The sequence below is a fragment of the Robertmurraya mangrovi genome (assembly GCF_034427655.1).
Taxonomy (GTDB): Bacteria; Bacillota; Bacilli; order Bacillales; family Cytobacillaceae; genus Robertmurraya_A; species Robertmurraya_A mangrovi.
In genome coordinates this window covers 45,004-61,380 of sequence record NZ_JAXOFX010000005.1, presented here as the reverse complement: position 1 = coordinate 61,380, position 16,377 = coordinate 45,004, and the positions used below count along the sequence as shown (strand labels likewise).

14 protein-coding genes are annotated in these 16,377 nt (G+C 33.9%); 10 read left to right on the top strand and 4 right to left on the bottom strand.

Going from position 1 to position 16,377, the window contains the following annotated elements; all coding sequences use genetic code 11:
- Positions 1-139: 139 nt before the first annotated feature.
- On the top strand, positions 140-391 hold the full coding sequence (locus SM124_RS09820; RefSeq protein WP_322446349.1) for a sigma-G-dependent sporulation-specific acid-soluble spore protein CsgA: 252 nt from the start codon (positions 140-142) through the stop codon (positions 389-391).
- An 82-nt stretch (positions 392-473) separates the two neighbouring features.
- Here the strand turns inward: SM124_RS09820 and SM124_RS09815 are convergent, their stop codons facing one another.
- The gene (locus SM124_RS09815; protein ID WP_322446348.1) at positions 474-1,238 is read right to left on the bottom strand and encodes a TraR/DksA C4-type zinc finger protein; all 765 of its coding nucleotides are present in this window, start codon (positions 1,236-1,238) and stop codon (positions 474-476) included.
- A 153-nt stretch (positions 1,239-1,391) separates the two neighbouring features.
- On the opposite strand from SM124_RS09815, the gene SM124_RS09810 reads away from it, so the two are divergent.
- A complete protein-coding gene (locus tag SM124_RS09810; RefSeq protein ID WP_322446347.1) occupies positions 1,392-2,072 on the top strand; it encodes a response regulator transcription factor in 681 nt (226 codons plus the stop codon).
- Positions 2,059-3,039 carry a sensor histidine kinase gene (locus SM124_RS09805; protein ID WP_322446346.1) on the top strand — a complete coding sequence of 327 codons (981 nt, stop codon included), beginning with the start codon at positions 2,059-2,061 and terminating at the stop codon, positions 3,037-3,039. Before SM124_RS09810 ends, SM124_RS09805 begins: the two co-directional genes overlap by 14 nt.
- A gap of 24 nt (positions 3,040-3,063) precedes the next feature.
- On the opposite strand, the gene SM124_RS09800 is transcribed toward SM124_RS09805, so the two are convergent.
- The gene (locus tag SM124_RS09800) at positions 3,064-4,980 is read right to left on the bottom strand and encodes an FtsX-like permease family protein (RefSeq protein ID WP_322446345.1); all 1,917 of its coding nucleotides are present in this window, start codon (positions 4,978-4,980) and stop codon (positions 3,064-3,066) included.
- The gene (locus SM124_RS09795) at positions 4,967-5,734 is read right to left on the bottom strand and encodes an ABC transporter ATP-binding protein (RefSeq protein WP_322446344.1); all 768 of its coding nucleotides are present in this window, start codon (positions 5,732-5,734) and stop codon (positions 4,967-4,969) included. Before SM124_RS09795 ends, SM124_RS09800 begins: the two co-directional genes overlap by 14 nt.
- 285 nt (positions 5,735-6,019) lie before the next feature.
- On the opposite strand from SM124_RS09795, the gene SM124_RS09790 reads away from it, so the two are divergent.
- Positions 6,020-6,229 carry a hypothetical protein gene (locus tag SM124_RS09790; RefSeq protein ID WP_322446343.1) on the top strand — a complete coding sequence of 70 codons (210 nt, stop codon included), beginning with the start codon at positions 6,020-6,022 and terminating at the stop codon, positions 6,227-6,229.
- 57 nt (positions 6,230-6,286) lie between these two features.
- Here SM124_RS09790 and SM124_RS09785 read toward each other — a convergent pair whose 3' ends face one another.
- On the bottom strand, positions 6,287-7,750 hold the full coding sequence (locus tag SM124_RS09785) for a YvbJ-related protein (protein WP_322446342.1): 1,464 nt from the start codon (positions 7,748-7,750) through the stop codon (positions 6,287-6,289).
- Between the two features lie 352 nt (positions 7,751-8,102).
- On the opposite strand from SM124_RS09785, the gene SM124_RS09780 reads away from it, so the two are divergent.
- The 6 genes from SM124_RS09780 to SM124_RS09755 all read left to right on the top strand — a co-directional run bounded on the left by SM124_RS09780 (position 8,103) and on the right by SM124_RS09755 (position 16,377).
- Positions 8,103-8,594, top strand: coding sequence for a zinc ribbon domain-containing protein (locus tag SM124_RS09780; RefSeq protein ID WP_322446341.1), 492 nt, complete (start codon positions 8,103-8,105; stop codon positions 8,592-8,594).
- 12 nt (positions 8,595-8,606) lie between these two features.
- A complete protein-coding gene (locus tag SM124_RS09775) occupies positions 8,607-10,256 on the top strand; it encodes a hypothetical protein (RefSeq protein WP_322446340.1) in 1,650 nt (549 codons plus the stop codon).
- A 13-nt stretch (positions 10,257-10,269) separates the two neighbouring features.
- Positions 10,270-11,673: a zinc ribbon domain-containing protein gene (locus SM124_RS09770; protein WP_322446339.1), complete on the top strand. Its 1,404-nt coding sequence runs from the start codon at positions 10,270-10,272 to the stop codon at positions 11,671-11,673.
- A gap of 357 nt (positions 11,674-12,030) precedes the next feature.
- Positions 12,031-14,127: a peptidoglycan D,D-transpeptidase FtsI family protein gene (locus tag SM124_RS09765; RefSeq protein ID WP_322446338.1), complete on the top strand. Its 2,097-nt coding sequence runs from the start codon at positions 12,031-12,033 to the stop codon at positions 14,125-14,127.
- Between the two features lie 176 nt (positions 14,128-14,303).
- A complete protein-coding gene (locus tag SM124_RS09760; protein ID WP_322446337.1) occupies positions 14,304-14,993 on the top strand; it encodes a FadR/GntR family transcriptional regulator in 690 nt (229 codons plus the stop codon).
- A gap of 64 nt (positions 14,994-15,057) precedes the next feature.
- Positions 15,058-16,377, top strand: coding sequence for an FAD-binding oxidoreductase (locus SM124_RS09755; protein ID WP_407691393.1), 1,320 nt, complete (start codon positions 15,058-15,060; stop codon positions 16,375-16,377).

Below are 16,377 nucleotides of genomic sequence, written 5' to 3'. Positions count from 1 at the left end.
TTATTAGGTTGTATCGAATTCATTTAATTAGTGATGGGAATAACATGAAAAAGAGTTGTTAATCTTCGTACATATTTTAAATACGGAAAAGCACAATCTAAATGTGTATGTGTAGATTAATTTTTGGGAGTGAAGTGTTTTGAACAAGCCTTTAGGATATTTAAGAGAAATTATTTCAAACTATACAGACCGGTCTTCTACAGCAAAAAATATTTATGCGAGAATTGAGAATAAAGAATATGATTCAGAAGAACTTTTTGTTAGAGACTTATCTGAAGAAGAAATTAACTTTTTAGATAAGATTCTGCCAGATGAAATTAACCATGCTAAAGAAGAAAATGATGAAACAAGGGCTCATAATTTAAATGAAGTATTTGAGCAACTATTTTAGCCTCTTTATAGGATAAAAAATAGCCTCCCTAGACTAACCATAAGATGTCTAGGGAGGCTAACCTATTGTAAGGTTGCCTCTATTATTTTCCATCCCTATCGTCATCCACATAAGGATCATGTTCAAAGGCAGGTAAGTCTCCAAAAGGAGTCATGATGTCTTCTTCATCTAAGGAAGCCTCATATCGTTCATGCTGTTTGCTTGGATAGACGGTGATATTCCCTTCCATATCAACACCAACAAAATTTTCATAGTCTTCCACGTAGCCGTCATTTTCATTGCTTTCATTTCCGACATCGTTGTAATGATCATATTCTGGAATGGCGAAGTCTGATGGAGTTTCAGATGTACCCCAGCTCTGAACAACTTGCCAAGAATCTTCAGCATCAAAGGCAACATTTTCATCTGTCTCGTCCATGTCAAACTTACCGAATGGAGGCATTAAAACCCCTTCCTCTAGTGGACGCTCGTGTGAAGTTACCTGGTCAGGAGTATGGTCAATACAATAAGTAGTCGTAGGAAGTGCCTCTAAACGTTCAAGGGGAATCTCTTTCCCGCAAACTTCGCACTTGCCGTAAGTCCCATTGTCGATTGCTTCTAGAGCTTTGTTTATATTTTTATACTCATTTCGATAATGTTCGTTTAAGGCAATATCTTTTTCTCTCTCATACAGTTCCGTTCCTTCGTCGCCAGGGTGATTATCATAACTAGAAAGCTCACCCATTGACTCATGGAAGTGACCTGTCATTAAATCAAAATGATCATTCGTTTCATATCTCTCTTTTAAATCGCCTTTTAAGCTTTGCAATTGTAATTTAAACTCATTTAATTGTTGTTTCGATAACATTAGCAAGCAATCCTTTCGGGTGGTCTCTTGCCTTATTAGTATGTTTCAAATAACGATGAACATTTAAGGAAAAATGTGTTTATTAAAAGCAATTTTCGCCCGGGTTTTCAAATTCTTTTGTATAATAAAGGAAAACAAGTCCGGAGAATGAATATGAAAAAAGTAATGATAATTGAAGATGATCCAAAGATCCGTACACTAGTGAATGATTATCTTAAAAAGTGGGGATTCCAAACGGTTATGGTTGAACATTTTGAAAGTATTGACGATCAATTTACAAATGAGAAACCTGATTTAGTTCTGTTAGACATCAATCTCCCTAGTTTCGATGGGTATTATTGGTGCAATAAAATTAGACAAAAAGCTGATACTCCGATTATCTTCATTTCATCTAGAACGGAAACAATGGACATTATAATGGCAATGAATTTAGGTGGGGATGATTTTATCCAAAAACCATTTGCTCTTGAGGTATTAGTGGCAAAAATTCAGGCAGTATTACGTAGAAGTAATCGTCAAATAGAAGAAATAGAGACGCTGAGAGCTGGCGAATTAGTACTCCATGTTGGAAGAGCAACCATTACATATAAAACCCATGAATTAACTTTGACTAAAAATGAATATCAAATCATGTATCTATTAATTAAAAATGTAGGTTGGATTGTATCTAGAGATGAAATCATGAGAGCATTGTGGGAAGACGAGGAATTTATTGATGATAATACCCTAACCGTGAATGTAAATAGACTAAGAAAAAAGCTTGAGTCAATTGGATTACAGGAAACGATTGTAACAAAAAAGAGACAAGGATACATTCTGGATGAAATTTATTAATTATTTGACTGATCAACGTTGGCTTATCATTACCTATTTTATGATTATGTTTTTTATTTCATCTGTCATTTATTTAGATCCACATTTTAATGTTCATGTAAGTAGCTTCCAGTATATTTGGCTAATTACATTCATTATATTTCTGATCTATTTGTTTTTGCAGTATTTACAAAAGGTGTCTTTTTATAAAAAAATATCTTCAAGTGGGGAAAACTTAATTCTACCAAAGGTGAAAACGTTCGAACAAAAAATAATCCTAGAAATCATTAAATCCCAACAAGCTAGATATGAAAGTCGTCTGGATAAGTTGACTCACGAGAAAAAAGAATGGATTGAATTTATGACTTCTTGGGTCCATGAAATCAAAACCCCCATCTCAGTGAGTAAAATGATCTTTGAAACGGATGGGAATGTAGAAAGTTTAAAAGAGGAAATGGATAAAATAGAACACTTCATTGAACAGGCTCTATATTATTCTCGTCTAAATGATTTTAGTAAGGATTATTTAATACAGGAAGTGAATGTTGAAAGGTTAGTGAAAGAGGTAATTAAAGTAAATTCCAAGCAGTTTATTGCTAAAAAAATCAGTTTGAAGTTATCCCTTGAGCCTTTAGAAGTTCTATCGGATAAAAAAGGATTATTATTTATTATTAATCAGCTATTATTAAATTCCTTAAAATACACTCCTTCGAACGGAGAAATTCAAATTCTACTCCAAGACAGAAAATTATTTATTCTAGATAACGGTATTGGTATTGCAGAGGAAGACTTGCCTCGTGTTTTTGAAAGGGGTTTTACGGGTAAAAATGGTCGCCAAAACCATGCATCAACCGGTATGGGTCTCTACTTAGCTAAAAGAACAAGTGAAAAGTTAGGACATCAAATCATGATATCATCTAAAGAAGGAGACTATACTGAAGCGGTTGTTTATTTTCCTGAATTAAATGATGATTACTATGTAAAATAAAAATACGGCCGAAAAGCCGTATTTTTATTTATTAACCAGTGAGTGATACTTACTCAAAGTTAATAAGTAATAGACAAAATACATAACGATATACAATCCGATTGTAATTGCAAAAGGTAAAGCCATGTTTATTTGAATAAAGTTAGAAATGGCTTGAATAATAACGGTACTATGTGAGATAGCCACTAACAGAGGAAGTAAAAATACTAAAACTAATTGCTTGGCGATTGAAAGCCGTATTTGCTTTTGATTCATCCCTATTTTTTGAAGGATTTGATAACGTTGTTGATCTTGAACAGCCTCGGTCAATTGTTTATAGTAAAGCATACTGCCTGTCGCCAATAAAAATATGCAACCTAAGAAGCCACTTATAAAGATTAGAATTCCGTATGTTTCTAGACCTTTTTGATATTGATCATAATAACTTGAAAATATGTTGTCCTGGATAAAATCAGGATCTCTTACAGAGTCATAAAGAGTTAATTGAATTTTACTTGTCAGTTCTTTAGCCTGTTTTTCATTTGTTATGTTGTATAGCTGTAACTCTTTTGATTCTAATTGTGTACTTAGTTTTTGATAAAGTGCATCACTTATAACGATTGGGAAATGAAAAATAGAGTGATTTACTAAGGAATACTTTTCATAAGATATAATTTTGACTTTTTCATTTAATATTTGAATGTCTTTATTTGTGTAAGGGTCCTTATTTTGGTCTAAGTTTCCATCGTTAAAAGCAAGGGCTCCGTTGCTTCCTAAGTCTAATGGTGTATGATGCCCCATTTCCATGAAAGAAGTTTCTGATATGACAATAACAGGATAGTCACTTGGATATCTTGATGTTGAAGTAAGGTCACCTGTTCCTTTTAGATAAGGAATTTTAATTGAAAGTTTTACATCATGCTGTGAGCTATTGTTAATAAGATTCTTAATCTCCTTCTCCTTTTTCTCATCTTGTACGGTATATATAATACTAAAGGGGAAGTTTGAATCCGTAATATTATTTAAATTGTAATATAGGCTAAAAGTCGTTCCAGTCGCAAAAAGGGTAAAGGTGCTTAATAAAGCAATCACAGTTAGTATTCGAACATTCCCTTTAATTCGGAATAATAAGTGAGAAATACTAACTAAATTCACTCCTTTTAAATAAACGCTTTTGATATTTGAAAGCCTTTTTAATGTGAACAAGATAAAGGAATTTAAGAAAAAGTAAGTTCCTACAATCATTGATAGTAATGCACCTAAGAAGACTAGTCCACCTAGCTCTGACCAAATATCCGAATCACTTGGTTGAAGGATTAACGTATATCCAGTTCCAAGAAGAAGGAGGGAGAATATAGCCATAATACTTGTTGACTTCGGAATTTTTTCTCCTTGTTTTTCCGCTTTAAAGAGCTGTAACAATGAATGTCGATAAATTAACATATAGTTATATACAGATGTGATCATAATAATGGTCATAAATGCTATTATGGTTTGAATGACTGCTTTAGAAGATAATGTGAAAGAAGTGATTAAAGTAAATCCCATTAACTTCATGAGTAACATGACAAATAGCTTGGATAACAGTGTACCAATTACAATACCAATGGCTAGAGCAATCATTCCTAAAATTAAATTTTCGTAAAATAGAAGCTGTGCAATTTGTTTCTTTTTCATCCCAAAAAGAGAATATAAAGCGACTTCCTTTTTTCTTTTTCGTGTAAAATAGGCATTTGAATACCAAATAAAAATAGCTGCAAATATAAATAGCAATATGGAAGACATTAAGAAGGCAGGCTCAATCTTACCTAAAGTGGTGGCAGATGCCTGAATTTGCTCATTATATTGTAAAGATACAAAAGTAAAATATATAACAATGCTGAACACCATTGGGTAAAAATAGAGCAAATACTGTTTAGAATTCGTTTTAAGGTTTCTTTTTGCAATATCAAATAGCGTCATGTTGACCACCCCCGAGAGTCGTCAAAATATCGATAATTTGTTGGAAGAAAATTTTGCGATTTTTTTCTCCTTTACGAATTTCTGTATAGATAGCTCCATCCTTAATAAATAAAACACGTGAACAAAAACTTGCTGCATAGGCATCGTGAGTTACCATTAAAATAGTTGCTTGTTCTTGTACGTTTAGGTGTGTTAGAGTTTGTAGCAAGTTAAAGGCAGATTTAGAATCGAGTGAACCCGTTGGCTCGTCTGCGAAAATTAAGCTTGGTTTTGTAATAATGGCTCTCGCTGTAGCAGTTCTTTGCTGCTGGCCACCGGAAATCTCATATGGATAGTTGTTTAGAATTCGTTCGATTCCAAAGATGGCTGCTACTTCCTTCACTCTACTTTCGATTTCTCTTGATGCAACGTTAGCTAAGGCGAGAGGGAGAGAAATGTTTTCCTTCACTGTTAAGGTATCTAATAAATTAAAATCCTGAAAAATGAAGCCAAGTTTATCTCTTCGAAAATTAGACAATTCTTCGTCTTTTAACTGATGAATTCTTTTCCCATTCACATGTAATGTTCCTGATGTTGGAGAGTCAATGGTGGATAGAATGTTTAGGAGCGTAGATTTTCCTGCCCCAGAGGGACCCATGATCCCAACAAATTCCCCTTTATGGATATCTAATTCAATATCTTGAACGGCTGTATACGTATGCCCTTTCGAACCGTAAACCTTTCTAAGCCCTTTTGCATGTAAAACTGGTTCCATCGTCATTTCCCCTTATTTAAAATTGTTATATGTAGGCTGTTTTCGCCTTATAGGTTTAATATAAAAAATTTCAAATCAGGCAACCATAACTTATCCTTACATGAACCTTACAGTTTTGTCACTATTGGATTTATTGATACTTAACATTCTAAGCAGTTAGTGGAGCGAAAAGGAACGGACAAATTGTAAAGATTTAATAAAGAAAGAGTAAGATATGGTATAAAACAATGAGAATTTTGTTATAAATATTAATAACAAATAGATGGCTAAAAGGGGTGTTTAGGCATGAATGGCATGGATTTACATAAAATCGAAATTATGAGAGATGGAAATTGGGAAGAAGTACCCTATGAGAGCCTAGACGTTGGCGACCAATTTAGAATGATTGATCCTGAAGGAAACATCTTTGTGGATTCATACGGCGAAGTCATGTCGGCAGCATCCAAACCATTTTTTGACGAAGATTTGGGGACTTGGTTAGTACAGATAAAATAGTTATATAAAAAACTCATCTTTCTTTATTGAGAAGATGAGTTTTTTATATATTAATAATTATGGTCGGTAAACAAATGGTTTGCTTATTTTTGTCTTTTTTAATTTTTTTGTGTTTGTTACATTCCAAGTATTTGCGTAAGTGTCGTATTTCAGTGTATAAGTATAGTAATATTTTTTTGTTTCGAAATCAGGTTCTTCTTCTGAACCTCTCTTAACCCATCCACTATGGTAATTTTCTTCAACATTCACCTTTACTTCATATTCACTATCGTTTTCTTTTAGTGTAAAGGTAGATGAATCAAAAACAAGACTGTTTAATTCTCCTACATAATAAATGTCCCTATTTTCTAAATCTTGAATAATTTCTAGCGTTTCTTCCAATTTATTTTCAGAGACGTTTACTAAATACGAAGAATCTAAGTATGTAATTGCATCAACATATGATTTATTGTAGTTAAGAATACTTTCATATATACCAGATTCTATCTCAGTATAGACATTATCAAAACTAGGGTTGACTCTGTCCTTTGCACTTGCAACATGTTTTTTCGAATATACTTCACCCCAGGGGAAATTAACAACAGCTTGAATTGTAACCTTTTTACCTGCTGGGATTGGACCAATTTTAATTTCAGGTTCACTAGAAGTTAATTCCTCATTGTCGATATATAGAGTCATTTCATTATATTTATTTTCAACAATAATATAATCTTGGTCAAAGGTTAGCTCCATTTCTTCAGTAGGACTATTCCATAATGGAACTGTTTGTTTTGCTTCAAAGTGACCAAATTCATTATTTTTTAAAGCCTTAAGCGTATATATACCAGGCATTAGATTCTCCATAGTTCTAACACTTTTCTCAGCTCTGTTTATTTCTCTATCATTAATAAACAATTGGGCATCTGAATCTATTGATAATTTTAAAGTAACAGGTACAATTACTATTTCAAATTGTTCCACAAATAATAATTTCTTCTTATCCTTCTTTGTTACTTTAAATATAAATGGTTCTGTGTCTTTGATATTATTTTTAATTAGGCTATCTTTCTGTTCTATTAAATTTTTCTCTACATTTTTTAAAATCTCAGGTTGCTCTTTAAGTTGCTCAACAAGTGTTTGCATGGCAGTAAGCCCAATCCCTTTTTTAGTATCTTGCTGGATCGTTAGTGATGCAAGAGTATCAATATCTTCGGATTTGAGTGCTGTAATGTACTGGTTGATTAATTGTGTTGGATTAGATGCTGCTTTAACGTAAAAGAAAAATCCAGTTCCGCCACTTATTAGGATAAAGATAAAAATGGAGAGGCTAATTAATAATCTCTTTTCTTTTCGTTCAGTCTGAGAAAAAATGGTTGGAGATAATTTAGTAGTGCATTGGTGAGCTCCATTCTCAGTGATATCCTCTCCACAATGATTACAAAATAATTTTTTAACTTGAATAGTTTCTATTTTTTGACCGCAATTTGTACAGAATGACTTATTATTACCTAAATCATTTCCACAATTTTTACAAAAACTCATGTTATCACCCCGATATATCCAAATAAATTTAGAAGGTTCTATTCTTATAGTTTGGTAGCTCAACGCCATTTCTGAAAAGTAAATAGACGACTAAACTGTTAAAAAATGGAACAATTTAACTAATGGGTAATTAAGCCTATTCAATTATGATGAGTTACCAAAACAAGTAAAATAGTCCTTTTTGATTCTAACATAGCATATCATAGGTTAAGAGGATATATTTCTTGTTAAATTAACACTTAAAAGGAATTAATTACCCAAAAATAAAGGGATTTTTTTCAAGAAATTACTCCTTTAGTAAGATAAAACATGGTAGAATATTAATGTTTTAAAAAAAGAGGGGGAAGAAAGTATGAGTGATCTACAGACAAAGCTTGGTGGAGGAATTAATAAGATTCAAGATTCTTTACAACAAGGAAAGCAAAAACTTCAAATTGCTCAAGAGATTAGCCAATATAACAAATTAATAAGTGAAACGGCAGAAAAAAGAGCAGAAGTAATTTTTAAGCTTGGGGAAACAATATATAGAAAGATTAGAAGTGGAGAAATTCAAGATTCAGATTTACATAATATTGGTAAAGAAGTGGTTGAATATGACCAAACAATTTACAAGGCTCAAGTAATGTTAGCTCAACTTAAGATGAAAACAGAACATAATAGTTCATGTTCAGGATGCGGTACGTCACTTACAAGCGATGATAAATTCTGTGGAAGCTGTGGACAGAAGGTAGAGCGAGTAGAGGTTACAGAAGTAGCAGAAATGGCAGCTTGCCCAACTTGTGAAGAACAGGTTCCTGTTAATGGAGCATTTTGTAGCTGTTGTGGAAATCGTTTAGCTGGTTAAGGAGGCGTAAAAATGTATTGTAAAACATGTGGGGAGAAAGGCTCTCCTAAATCTTTATATTGTATAAATGATGGGACACTGTTATCCCCGATAAATGTTAAATTCAAAGCATCTGGAAAAAGGCAATTTTGTCAGGATTGCGGTTCTAAAGGGAATGGGCAAGATAATTATTGTCTAAGTTGTGGGAGCAGTATGACGCAGTTTGCCAAAAGTAAAGCTGTTGCCCTAGGGGGAGTTACTGTTCCGAAGGTCGAAGTAAGTCAGTTAAAAGAAAATTTAAATTCCTCTATTAAAATTCCAAGCTTTAGTCTTGGTACAATTAAAAATGCTATTATTCCAGTTATCGTTTCATTTATTGTACTTTTTTTACTAGCATTTGCTGTGTTGTCTACTTCTCAAAACTTTATGAATAGTCTTGTAGAAGAAGGTACTGAGGAATTTGACATTAATTACATGCTTGATATGTTAGCAGAAGAAACAGATAAAGACATACCTAAAATGGATGAAATCTTTGGAATAATGGATATGGTCATGCTTTCAAACCTTCAAAACCTGAATTTCAATATGGAAATAAAAGGGGATTATGATGGTGAAGAAGGAAGTATGAAGGGAGAACTAAAGATTGAAAATGGTTCAATTATCTATTTATTAATTCCTTTTATCTCTTTGTTCATAGGTGGAGTTGTATTAGGAGTCCAAAACCGATCTAATAGTAGCAAACTTAGTCTTACTCTTATTTTTTCCATCCTATACGCATTAATACTGTCTATTGTTTCTTTATTTTCAGGATTTAGTTTCAAGGAAAAGTTTAATGAGGAATATTTTAATATTTCCGTTGATATAGGTACTGATTACTCATTCTTTACTTCCTTACTGTTAGGCTTTGTTTTAGCCTTTATTTTCGCAGGACTAGGTACATTATTCGCTAATAACTACCGTAAGACCACAGGTCATTTAGCGGAGTTCTCATCGTATGGTGAAGCAGTACACCAAGCTTTCTCTACAGTGGTTAGAGGTGTCCTTTTAACAATCGTAGTAGTTATAGCAATCTTATCAGTTAAAGTAAAAGAATTTAAAGATGACCTTGGTTTTATTATTAACTCAACTCCTTTAGAAGAACTTTTAGACAAGAGTTATATATTTATTACTACTACGGGAGCACAAATCGGTTCATATGTTTGGAACTTGCTTCACTTGGTACCTTTAACATTTTCATTAAACGAAGAGGGAGAAAAAGGTTCTATTACATACTCTATTTTCTCTGGCTTTACAACCGATGGAGAAGCAAAGGACAGCGACATTTATATGTTAGAGAAAGTATTTGAATCTTCAGATGTAAGTCTATATTTAAAGTTAGGGTTACTTGTACCAATTTTATTATTATTATGGGCAGGATTTAACATTGCAAAACAGAGTAACCAGCTGTATATAAAATTGGCGGTTTTTAGCATTATATATGCGTTATTAATGGGTGGACTTGCTTCCTTGACCGATTTAGGTTTTTCAGGGATTTTTAAAGATATGACCTATTCCTCAGGTGAGAAAATGGAAATGGGGATGTTCTTAGGCTATAGTCCGGTAGGTACATTTATTCGTAGTTTCCTATTTGCATTTTTGTTAGCTTATTTAGGAACATGGTTACGGAAACTAAAAGAGAGTTAAAAGGAGTATAGGAATGGCTTTCTGTAAAAATTGTGGTCAAAAAATTATTTCACAACAGCCATTTTGTTCCAATTGTGGGACAAAAATTGAATTAAAAGAAATCGCTGTAACAAGAGAGGGAGAAACAAAGGTTACAAGAGCAAACAACAATCCAAAATTATCTAAGAAAATGATAGTTTCAGTTTTAATGCTTGTAATACTAGCGATTATACTAGTTATAAGTCATTTAGTTTTATCATCTATCTATAATGCTGACAAGATCATTTATAAGTTTGAGACAGCTGTTAAGGATGGAGACATTCAGACAGTGCAAAAGCTTTTAAAGGACGGTGGCACTTCTGTCGATTTATCTGACAAAAGTGTTGAAGCATTTATAGACTACTTAACTGTAAATGACCTAGATGAAATAAATAAAGGCTTACAAAAGGAACTTAGAAAGGCGAATAATAGTAGAGAAACGGACCCAATTGTAGATCAATATGGGAATTCTATCTTAGAAATTAAAAAAGGAGAAAAAAGGTTTTTCCTTTATCAACAATATACTATAAAAGCTGTTCCTTTTAAGATCAAAGTTGCATCCCCTTTTGATAATGTTGAAGTACAAATTAATGAAGAGAAACTGAAGAAATTAAATAATGCGGAGGAATACCAAGTAGTTGGTAACCTCTTGCCTGGGGCTCACCTTGTTGAAGGTATCTATAAAGGTGAGTATGTAACGTTAAAAGCAGAAGAAACTATTGACGCAAGTAACGCATCAGGCAATATTATAGAAGTTTATCTTCCTATTGAGGGAGAATATATTGCTCTATATTCTAATCGAGAAGATGCTGTTCTTTTTGTAAATGGAAAGAGTACAGGCAAAACAGTTTCGGAATTAAGTTCCTTCGGTCCTATTAGCACTGATGGATCTATAAAGCTACATGCAGAAGCCAATGGACAAAATGGAATGTTAAAATCAGAAGTAATTGAAATAACTGATTCTTATGAAGTCTATCTTTGGTTTGAAGAAGAGGAGTTTGAGGAAGAACAAACAGTCAATTATAGTGAAAGTGAACTAGAAAATTTCATGTATGACTATTTGTCTACATCCGTATATTCAATTAATGAAGGTGACTTCTCGATTGTTGAACATTTCCATGATCCAAATGGTAAAACTTATGACGAATCCAAAGATTACCTGGATTATTTAGTTTCAAAAGGAATAACGGAACAGTTGCTAAGTGCTAATTTACTTTCATATGAAGAAACAGATGATGGATACAGAGTGAAAATGAATGAAGAATATGAAATCTATTATAATGATGGTACAGGTAAATATAAGGAATTTAAATCAGTCTACCAATTAACATTAGTTGGAAACTCACTAATGATGTATAAATTGGAATCAACTGAAGAATTAAATTCACAAGATCTCTAAAAGTAACTTATTTTCATATTCATATTGTAATAGTGGCTTTCTAAATAGAAAGCCACTATTATGTATTTATGGGGATTAATATCCAACATCCTATTTCCTAATATTTGATAGATGGAACATTATTTGTACCCTGATATAATAGTAAGGCTTATTAGTTAAAATAATTGCACTTGAAGTATAGAAATTAACCTATTAATTTACAAATTTTATGTTATGCGCCATTATGAAATAAGCAGAGGAGGTTTTAAAAAGATTAAATAATTCTTTACTCTTTTAAAACCTTTTGGTTAAAAAATCGTCTATGTATTTGTAAATTTTTTATTTGATTTAGTTATATAATACAAGGGGGTTGCAAAGGTGCCTGAGGAAAGACAAAGAAAGAAAAAGTATACGAAAACTAGAGTTTTTCGTTTGAACTTACTATTCTTTTTCATATTTTGCTTGTTTACGATGTTAATTGTTAGGCTCGGTGTAGTTCAAATCGTATTTGGTGAGTCGTATAAAAAAGAAGTTACTCGCCAAGATGCTACTGTAGTAAGCCTTCCGGCGCCACGGGGTAAGATGTTTGACCGTCACGGAGAGATTATCGTTGATAACGAAGGCATGGATGCAGTTGCTTTTTCGGAAGAACCGGGTATGAAAGCAGCTGATAAAATTGATGTAGCTAGAAAGCTTGCTAAACTAATAAGTTTAAAGAATGAGAAATACAAAGATCGTGATTTAATTGACTATTGGCTAGCAGCCTATCCAGAGGAAGCTAAAGCGCTTTTAACTGATGAAGAGTTGAAACTAACTCCAAAAGAGACATATGCACTTCAAGTGGAGAGAGTTTCTGAAGAAGCAAAGAAAGCCGTTAAGAAAAATGAACTAGCTGAAGCTATTCTCTACAAGAGAATGACGAGCGGGTATATGTATGAAATCCAGATTTTAAAGTCAGAAGGGTTAACAAAGGAAGAAATGGCTAAAGTCTCAGAGAATCTTGCCTATCTTCCAGGGGTAGATATTTTAACAGACTGGAAAAGAAAGTATCCATTTGGCGAGATGTTCCGTCCAGTATTAGGAAGCGTAACATCTGCCCAACAAGGGATTTTAGAAGAACGTAGCAGCTATTATCTTTCTAGAGGTTATTCAAGGAATGACCGAGTTGGAAAAAGTTATCTAGAGTATCAGTATGAAGAACTTTTACATCCGAAAAAAGGGAAGAAGAAATATATTACAGACCGCAACGGAAATGTAGTAGATGAAGTTCTTGTCTCAGAAGGATCAAGAGGAAATGATTTAAGATTAAGTGTGAACGCTCAACTTCAAAAAGAGGTAGAGAAAATATTAGAAGAAGAAATTGCTGATGCAAAGTCAGGAAGAGGGAACGGATTATTAGACCGAGCATTTGTTGTCATGATGGATCCATATTCTGGTGAAGTTCTCAGTATTGCTGGTAAAATGACAGATCCTGAAAAAAGAGGTGCCTTCTTAGATTATTCTGTTGGTACATTTGCGAGTCAATATGAAATAGGAAGTACGATTAAAGGAGCTACGGTTTTAGCAGGTTACCAAACAGGTGCCATTGGACATGGAACAATTCTACATGATGCCCCTGTTTATCTAGCTGGAGCTCCAAAACCAAAACAGAGTTGGAAGACGATGGGGAATATTTCTGATCTTACTGCTCTAAAACAATCAAGTAACGTCTATATGTTTAAAACGGTTATGAAAATGGCTGGGGTAAATTATGTACCGCATGGTGGATTACCAATTAAAAATGAATCTTTCTTACAGTTACGAAACATTTATAAACAGTTTGGTTTAGGAATTCCTACAGGTATTGATTTACCTAATGAAGGGAAAGGTTTCCAAGGAGATCCGACTAACCCAGGTCTATTACTAGACATGTCCATTGGACAATTCGACACGTATACTCCTCTACAAATGGCGCAGTACGTATCAGCCATTGCAAATGGTGGAATGAGAGTAAAGCCACATCTAGTATCTAGTATTCATGAACCTACAAGAGAAGTTGGTTTAGGACCGATTATTCAGCCTATCCAACCGGAAGTATTAAATAATATTTTAAACACTGAAGATGATATTAAGAGGGTTCAAGAAGGTTTCCGTCAAGTAGTTCAAGAGCCTGGTGGAACAGCGTATACTTCATTCAAGCATGATGTAGCTGGTAAAACAGGAACAGCCCAAACCTTCTATTATGGTCCTGACCGCTCAAAATGGGGGCAGGCAACATATAACTTAACGTTTGTTGGATACTATCCTTCGAAGAATCCTAAGGTTGCTATTTCGGTAGTTGTACCTTGGGCTTCCAATGACCAGTACCCAATTAACAAAAAAATCGCGAACCGCTCAATTGAAGCATTTGTAAAATATGAAGAGAATAGAAATATGAATTTACCAGAGGAAGAAGCAACTACTGAAGAAGAAACAGCAGATGGGCAGCCTCAATAGTATAAACTAATCAAAAAGACAAATCTGTTAAAGATACAGGTTTGTCTTTTTTGTTTATTCTCTAGTTAGTAATAGCTTTAAATATAACTTCATTAAAATAGGCATATTATTGATTGGGTCGTTGTAAGATATAACATATCTGATATGTGATATCCCATACCAATGGAGGTGAATCTATGTTAGAAAAAATTGCTGTCAAAAAAGTGTCTGAATCAGTAGCTGAACAATTAGAAAATATGATTCTCTCAGGGGCAGCCAAACCCGGTGAAAAACTCCCATCTGTTCGTGAACTCTGTGATCTCTTTGGGGTTGGACGCTCGGCTATTCGTGATGCATTAACCACTTTAAAAGGAAAGGGAATGGTTGATGTAAAACAAGGAGAAGGGACATTTGTACTTGAATTAAATTCAAACAAATTATTTAACCAGACTCTCTTACTACCTTCATCCAAGGATATCAGTGAACTTTTTCAAGTAAGAAAAATCTTAGAAGCAGGCATTGCTGAAATGGCAGCCATAAATCGCTCTAATCAAGATCTGAACGAAATGCAAGAGGTCATTGACCATCCAGGGTGGGAATCAGACTATCACTTCCATCGTACTATTGCTCAAGCATCAGGTAATGAAATCATCCATCAATTAATTCAATTCATCTCATCCACCACCAAAAAAGCAATGAACGACTTTCACCAATTTATCCAACAAGATCCTACCATTGTCCAAACCATTTTCGAACAGCATAAAGAAATATTCATATCAATCAAAAATAACAACCCACAGAGTGCAAAGGAAAATATGATTAAGCACCTGAATTTTGTGGAAGAAATCTTACAAAATAGTATTTTAGAATGCTCCAAACAAGGGTAATGAAACTTTTTAGTAATTTTATAGAAACGCTGCTTTGTAACAAACAATTGGAGGTGCGTATTCATTGGTAGAAACGAAAACAGCAGCTGACCTCAAAGGATTACTTCCTAATACTCTCATAGTAGAAGGTAACCCTCACCATCTAGGGAACAATGGAGAGATTACCGTCTATCCAACATTAGAAAGTGAAATCTCAAAGATTTTACAACTTGCTAATCAACATGGATTAAAGATAAATGTTGTTAGCGGTGGTACTAAAAGAGGTTTCGGCGGTGAAATGGAGTCTGCTGATATTCTACTTTCACTAGCGAATTATAAAGGCATTGTTGAACACACGGTGGGTGATATGACGCTAACGGTACGGGCGGGTACACCTTTTAAAGAGTTACAGGATTACTTAGCCAAGTATAAACAAAGAATTTCCTTAGATCCGTTTTGGCCGGAGTATGCCACAATAGGTGGAATTATCGCAGCAAATGATAGTGGCCCAAAGAGATTAGGGTACGGCTCAGCAAGGGATGCTGTTATAGGGCTAAGAACGGTTTATCCGGATGGTAAAGTGATCCGTTCAGGTGGGAAAGTGGTTAAGAACGTTGCCGGATATGACATGAATAAGCTTTTTATTGGTTCGATGGGGACATTAGGTGTCATTTCAGAATTAACTCTAAAGCTCAGACCTTTACCAAAGTATGAAAGTTTAATATTAATTTCCTTTCAAGAAACAATTATGGAGGAGGTAAAATCGTTTGCTGTTACTTTGCTAGATTCCATGATGGAGCCTGTTTGTCTAGAATTATTAAATCCAACTCTATCAAAAATGCTAACAGGGAAAGAAAATTATACTTTAGCAATTAGTTTAGAAGATGTAGAGAGCTCCGTACACTATCAGGAAAAATATATCCAAAAAGTTCAGCCAGCAAACTCCAATTTTTCACTATTAAAAAAACAGGAAGCAGAAGATTTTTGGAACCGTTTTTATAACATTGGTCCTAATGGTGTCAACCTAGTTAACCAACAGCAAACAGAGGCTACTTTAAAAATTGGAGTGGTCAATTTAGATATTTTAACTGTGTTAAAGGAGAGTCAACTAGCTGCCGATGCATTTAAACTTGAAATTCAGGGACATGGCGGATTAGGTCATGGTTTATGTCAACTACATTTAAAGGGTACTAGCGAAGATGTTACTGCGGCTATTCAACATTTAAGGGAATTTGTGTCAACAATTGGGGGCTATGTAGTAGTAAAACATCTACCATTTCATCTGCGTCAAAAAGTAAAAGCTTGGGGAGAGAAACCAGCTTATTTTCTCTTATTAGAAGGCATTAAAAGAACCATTGATCCAAACCAAATTCTTAATGTGAATCGATACGTGGGAGGAATTTAG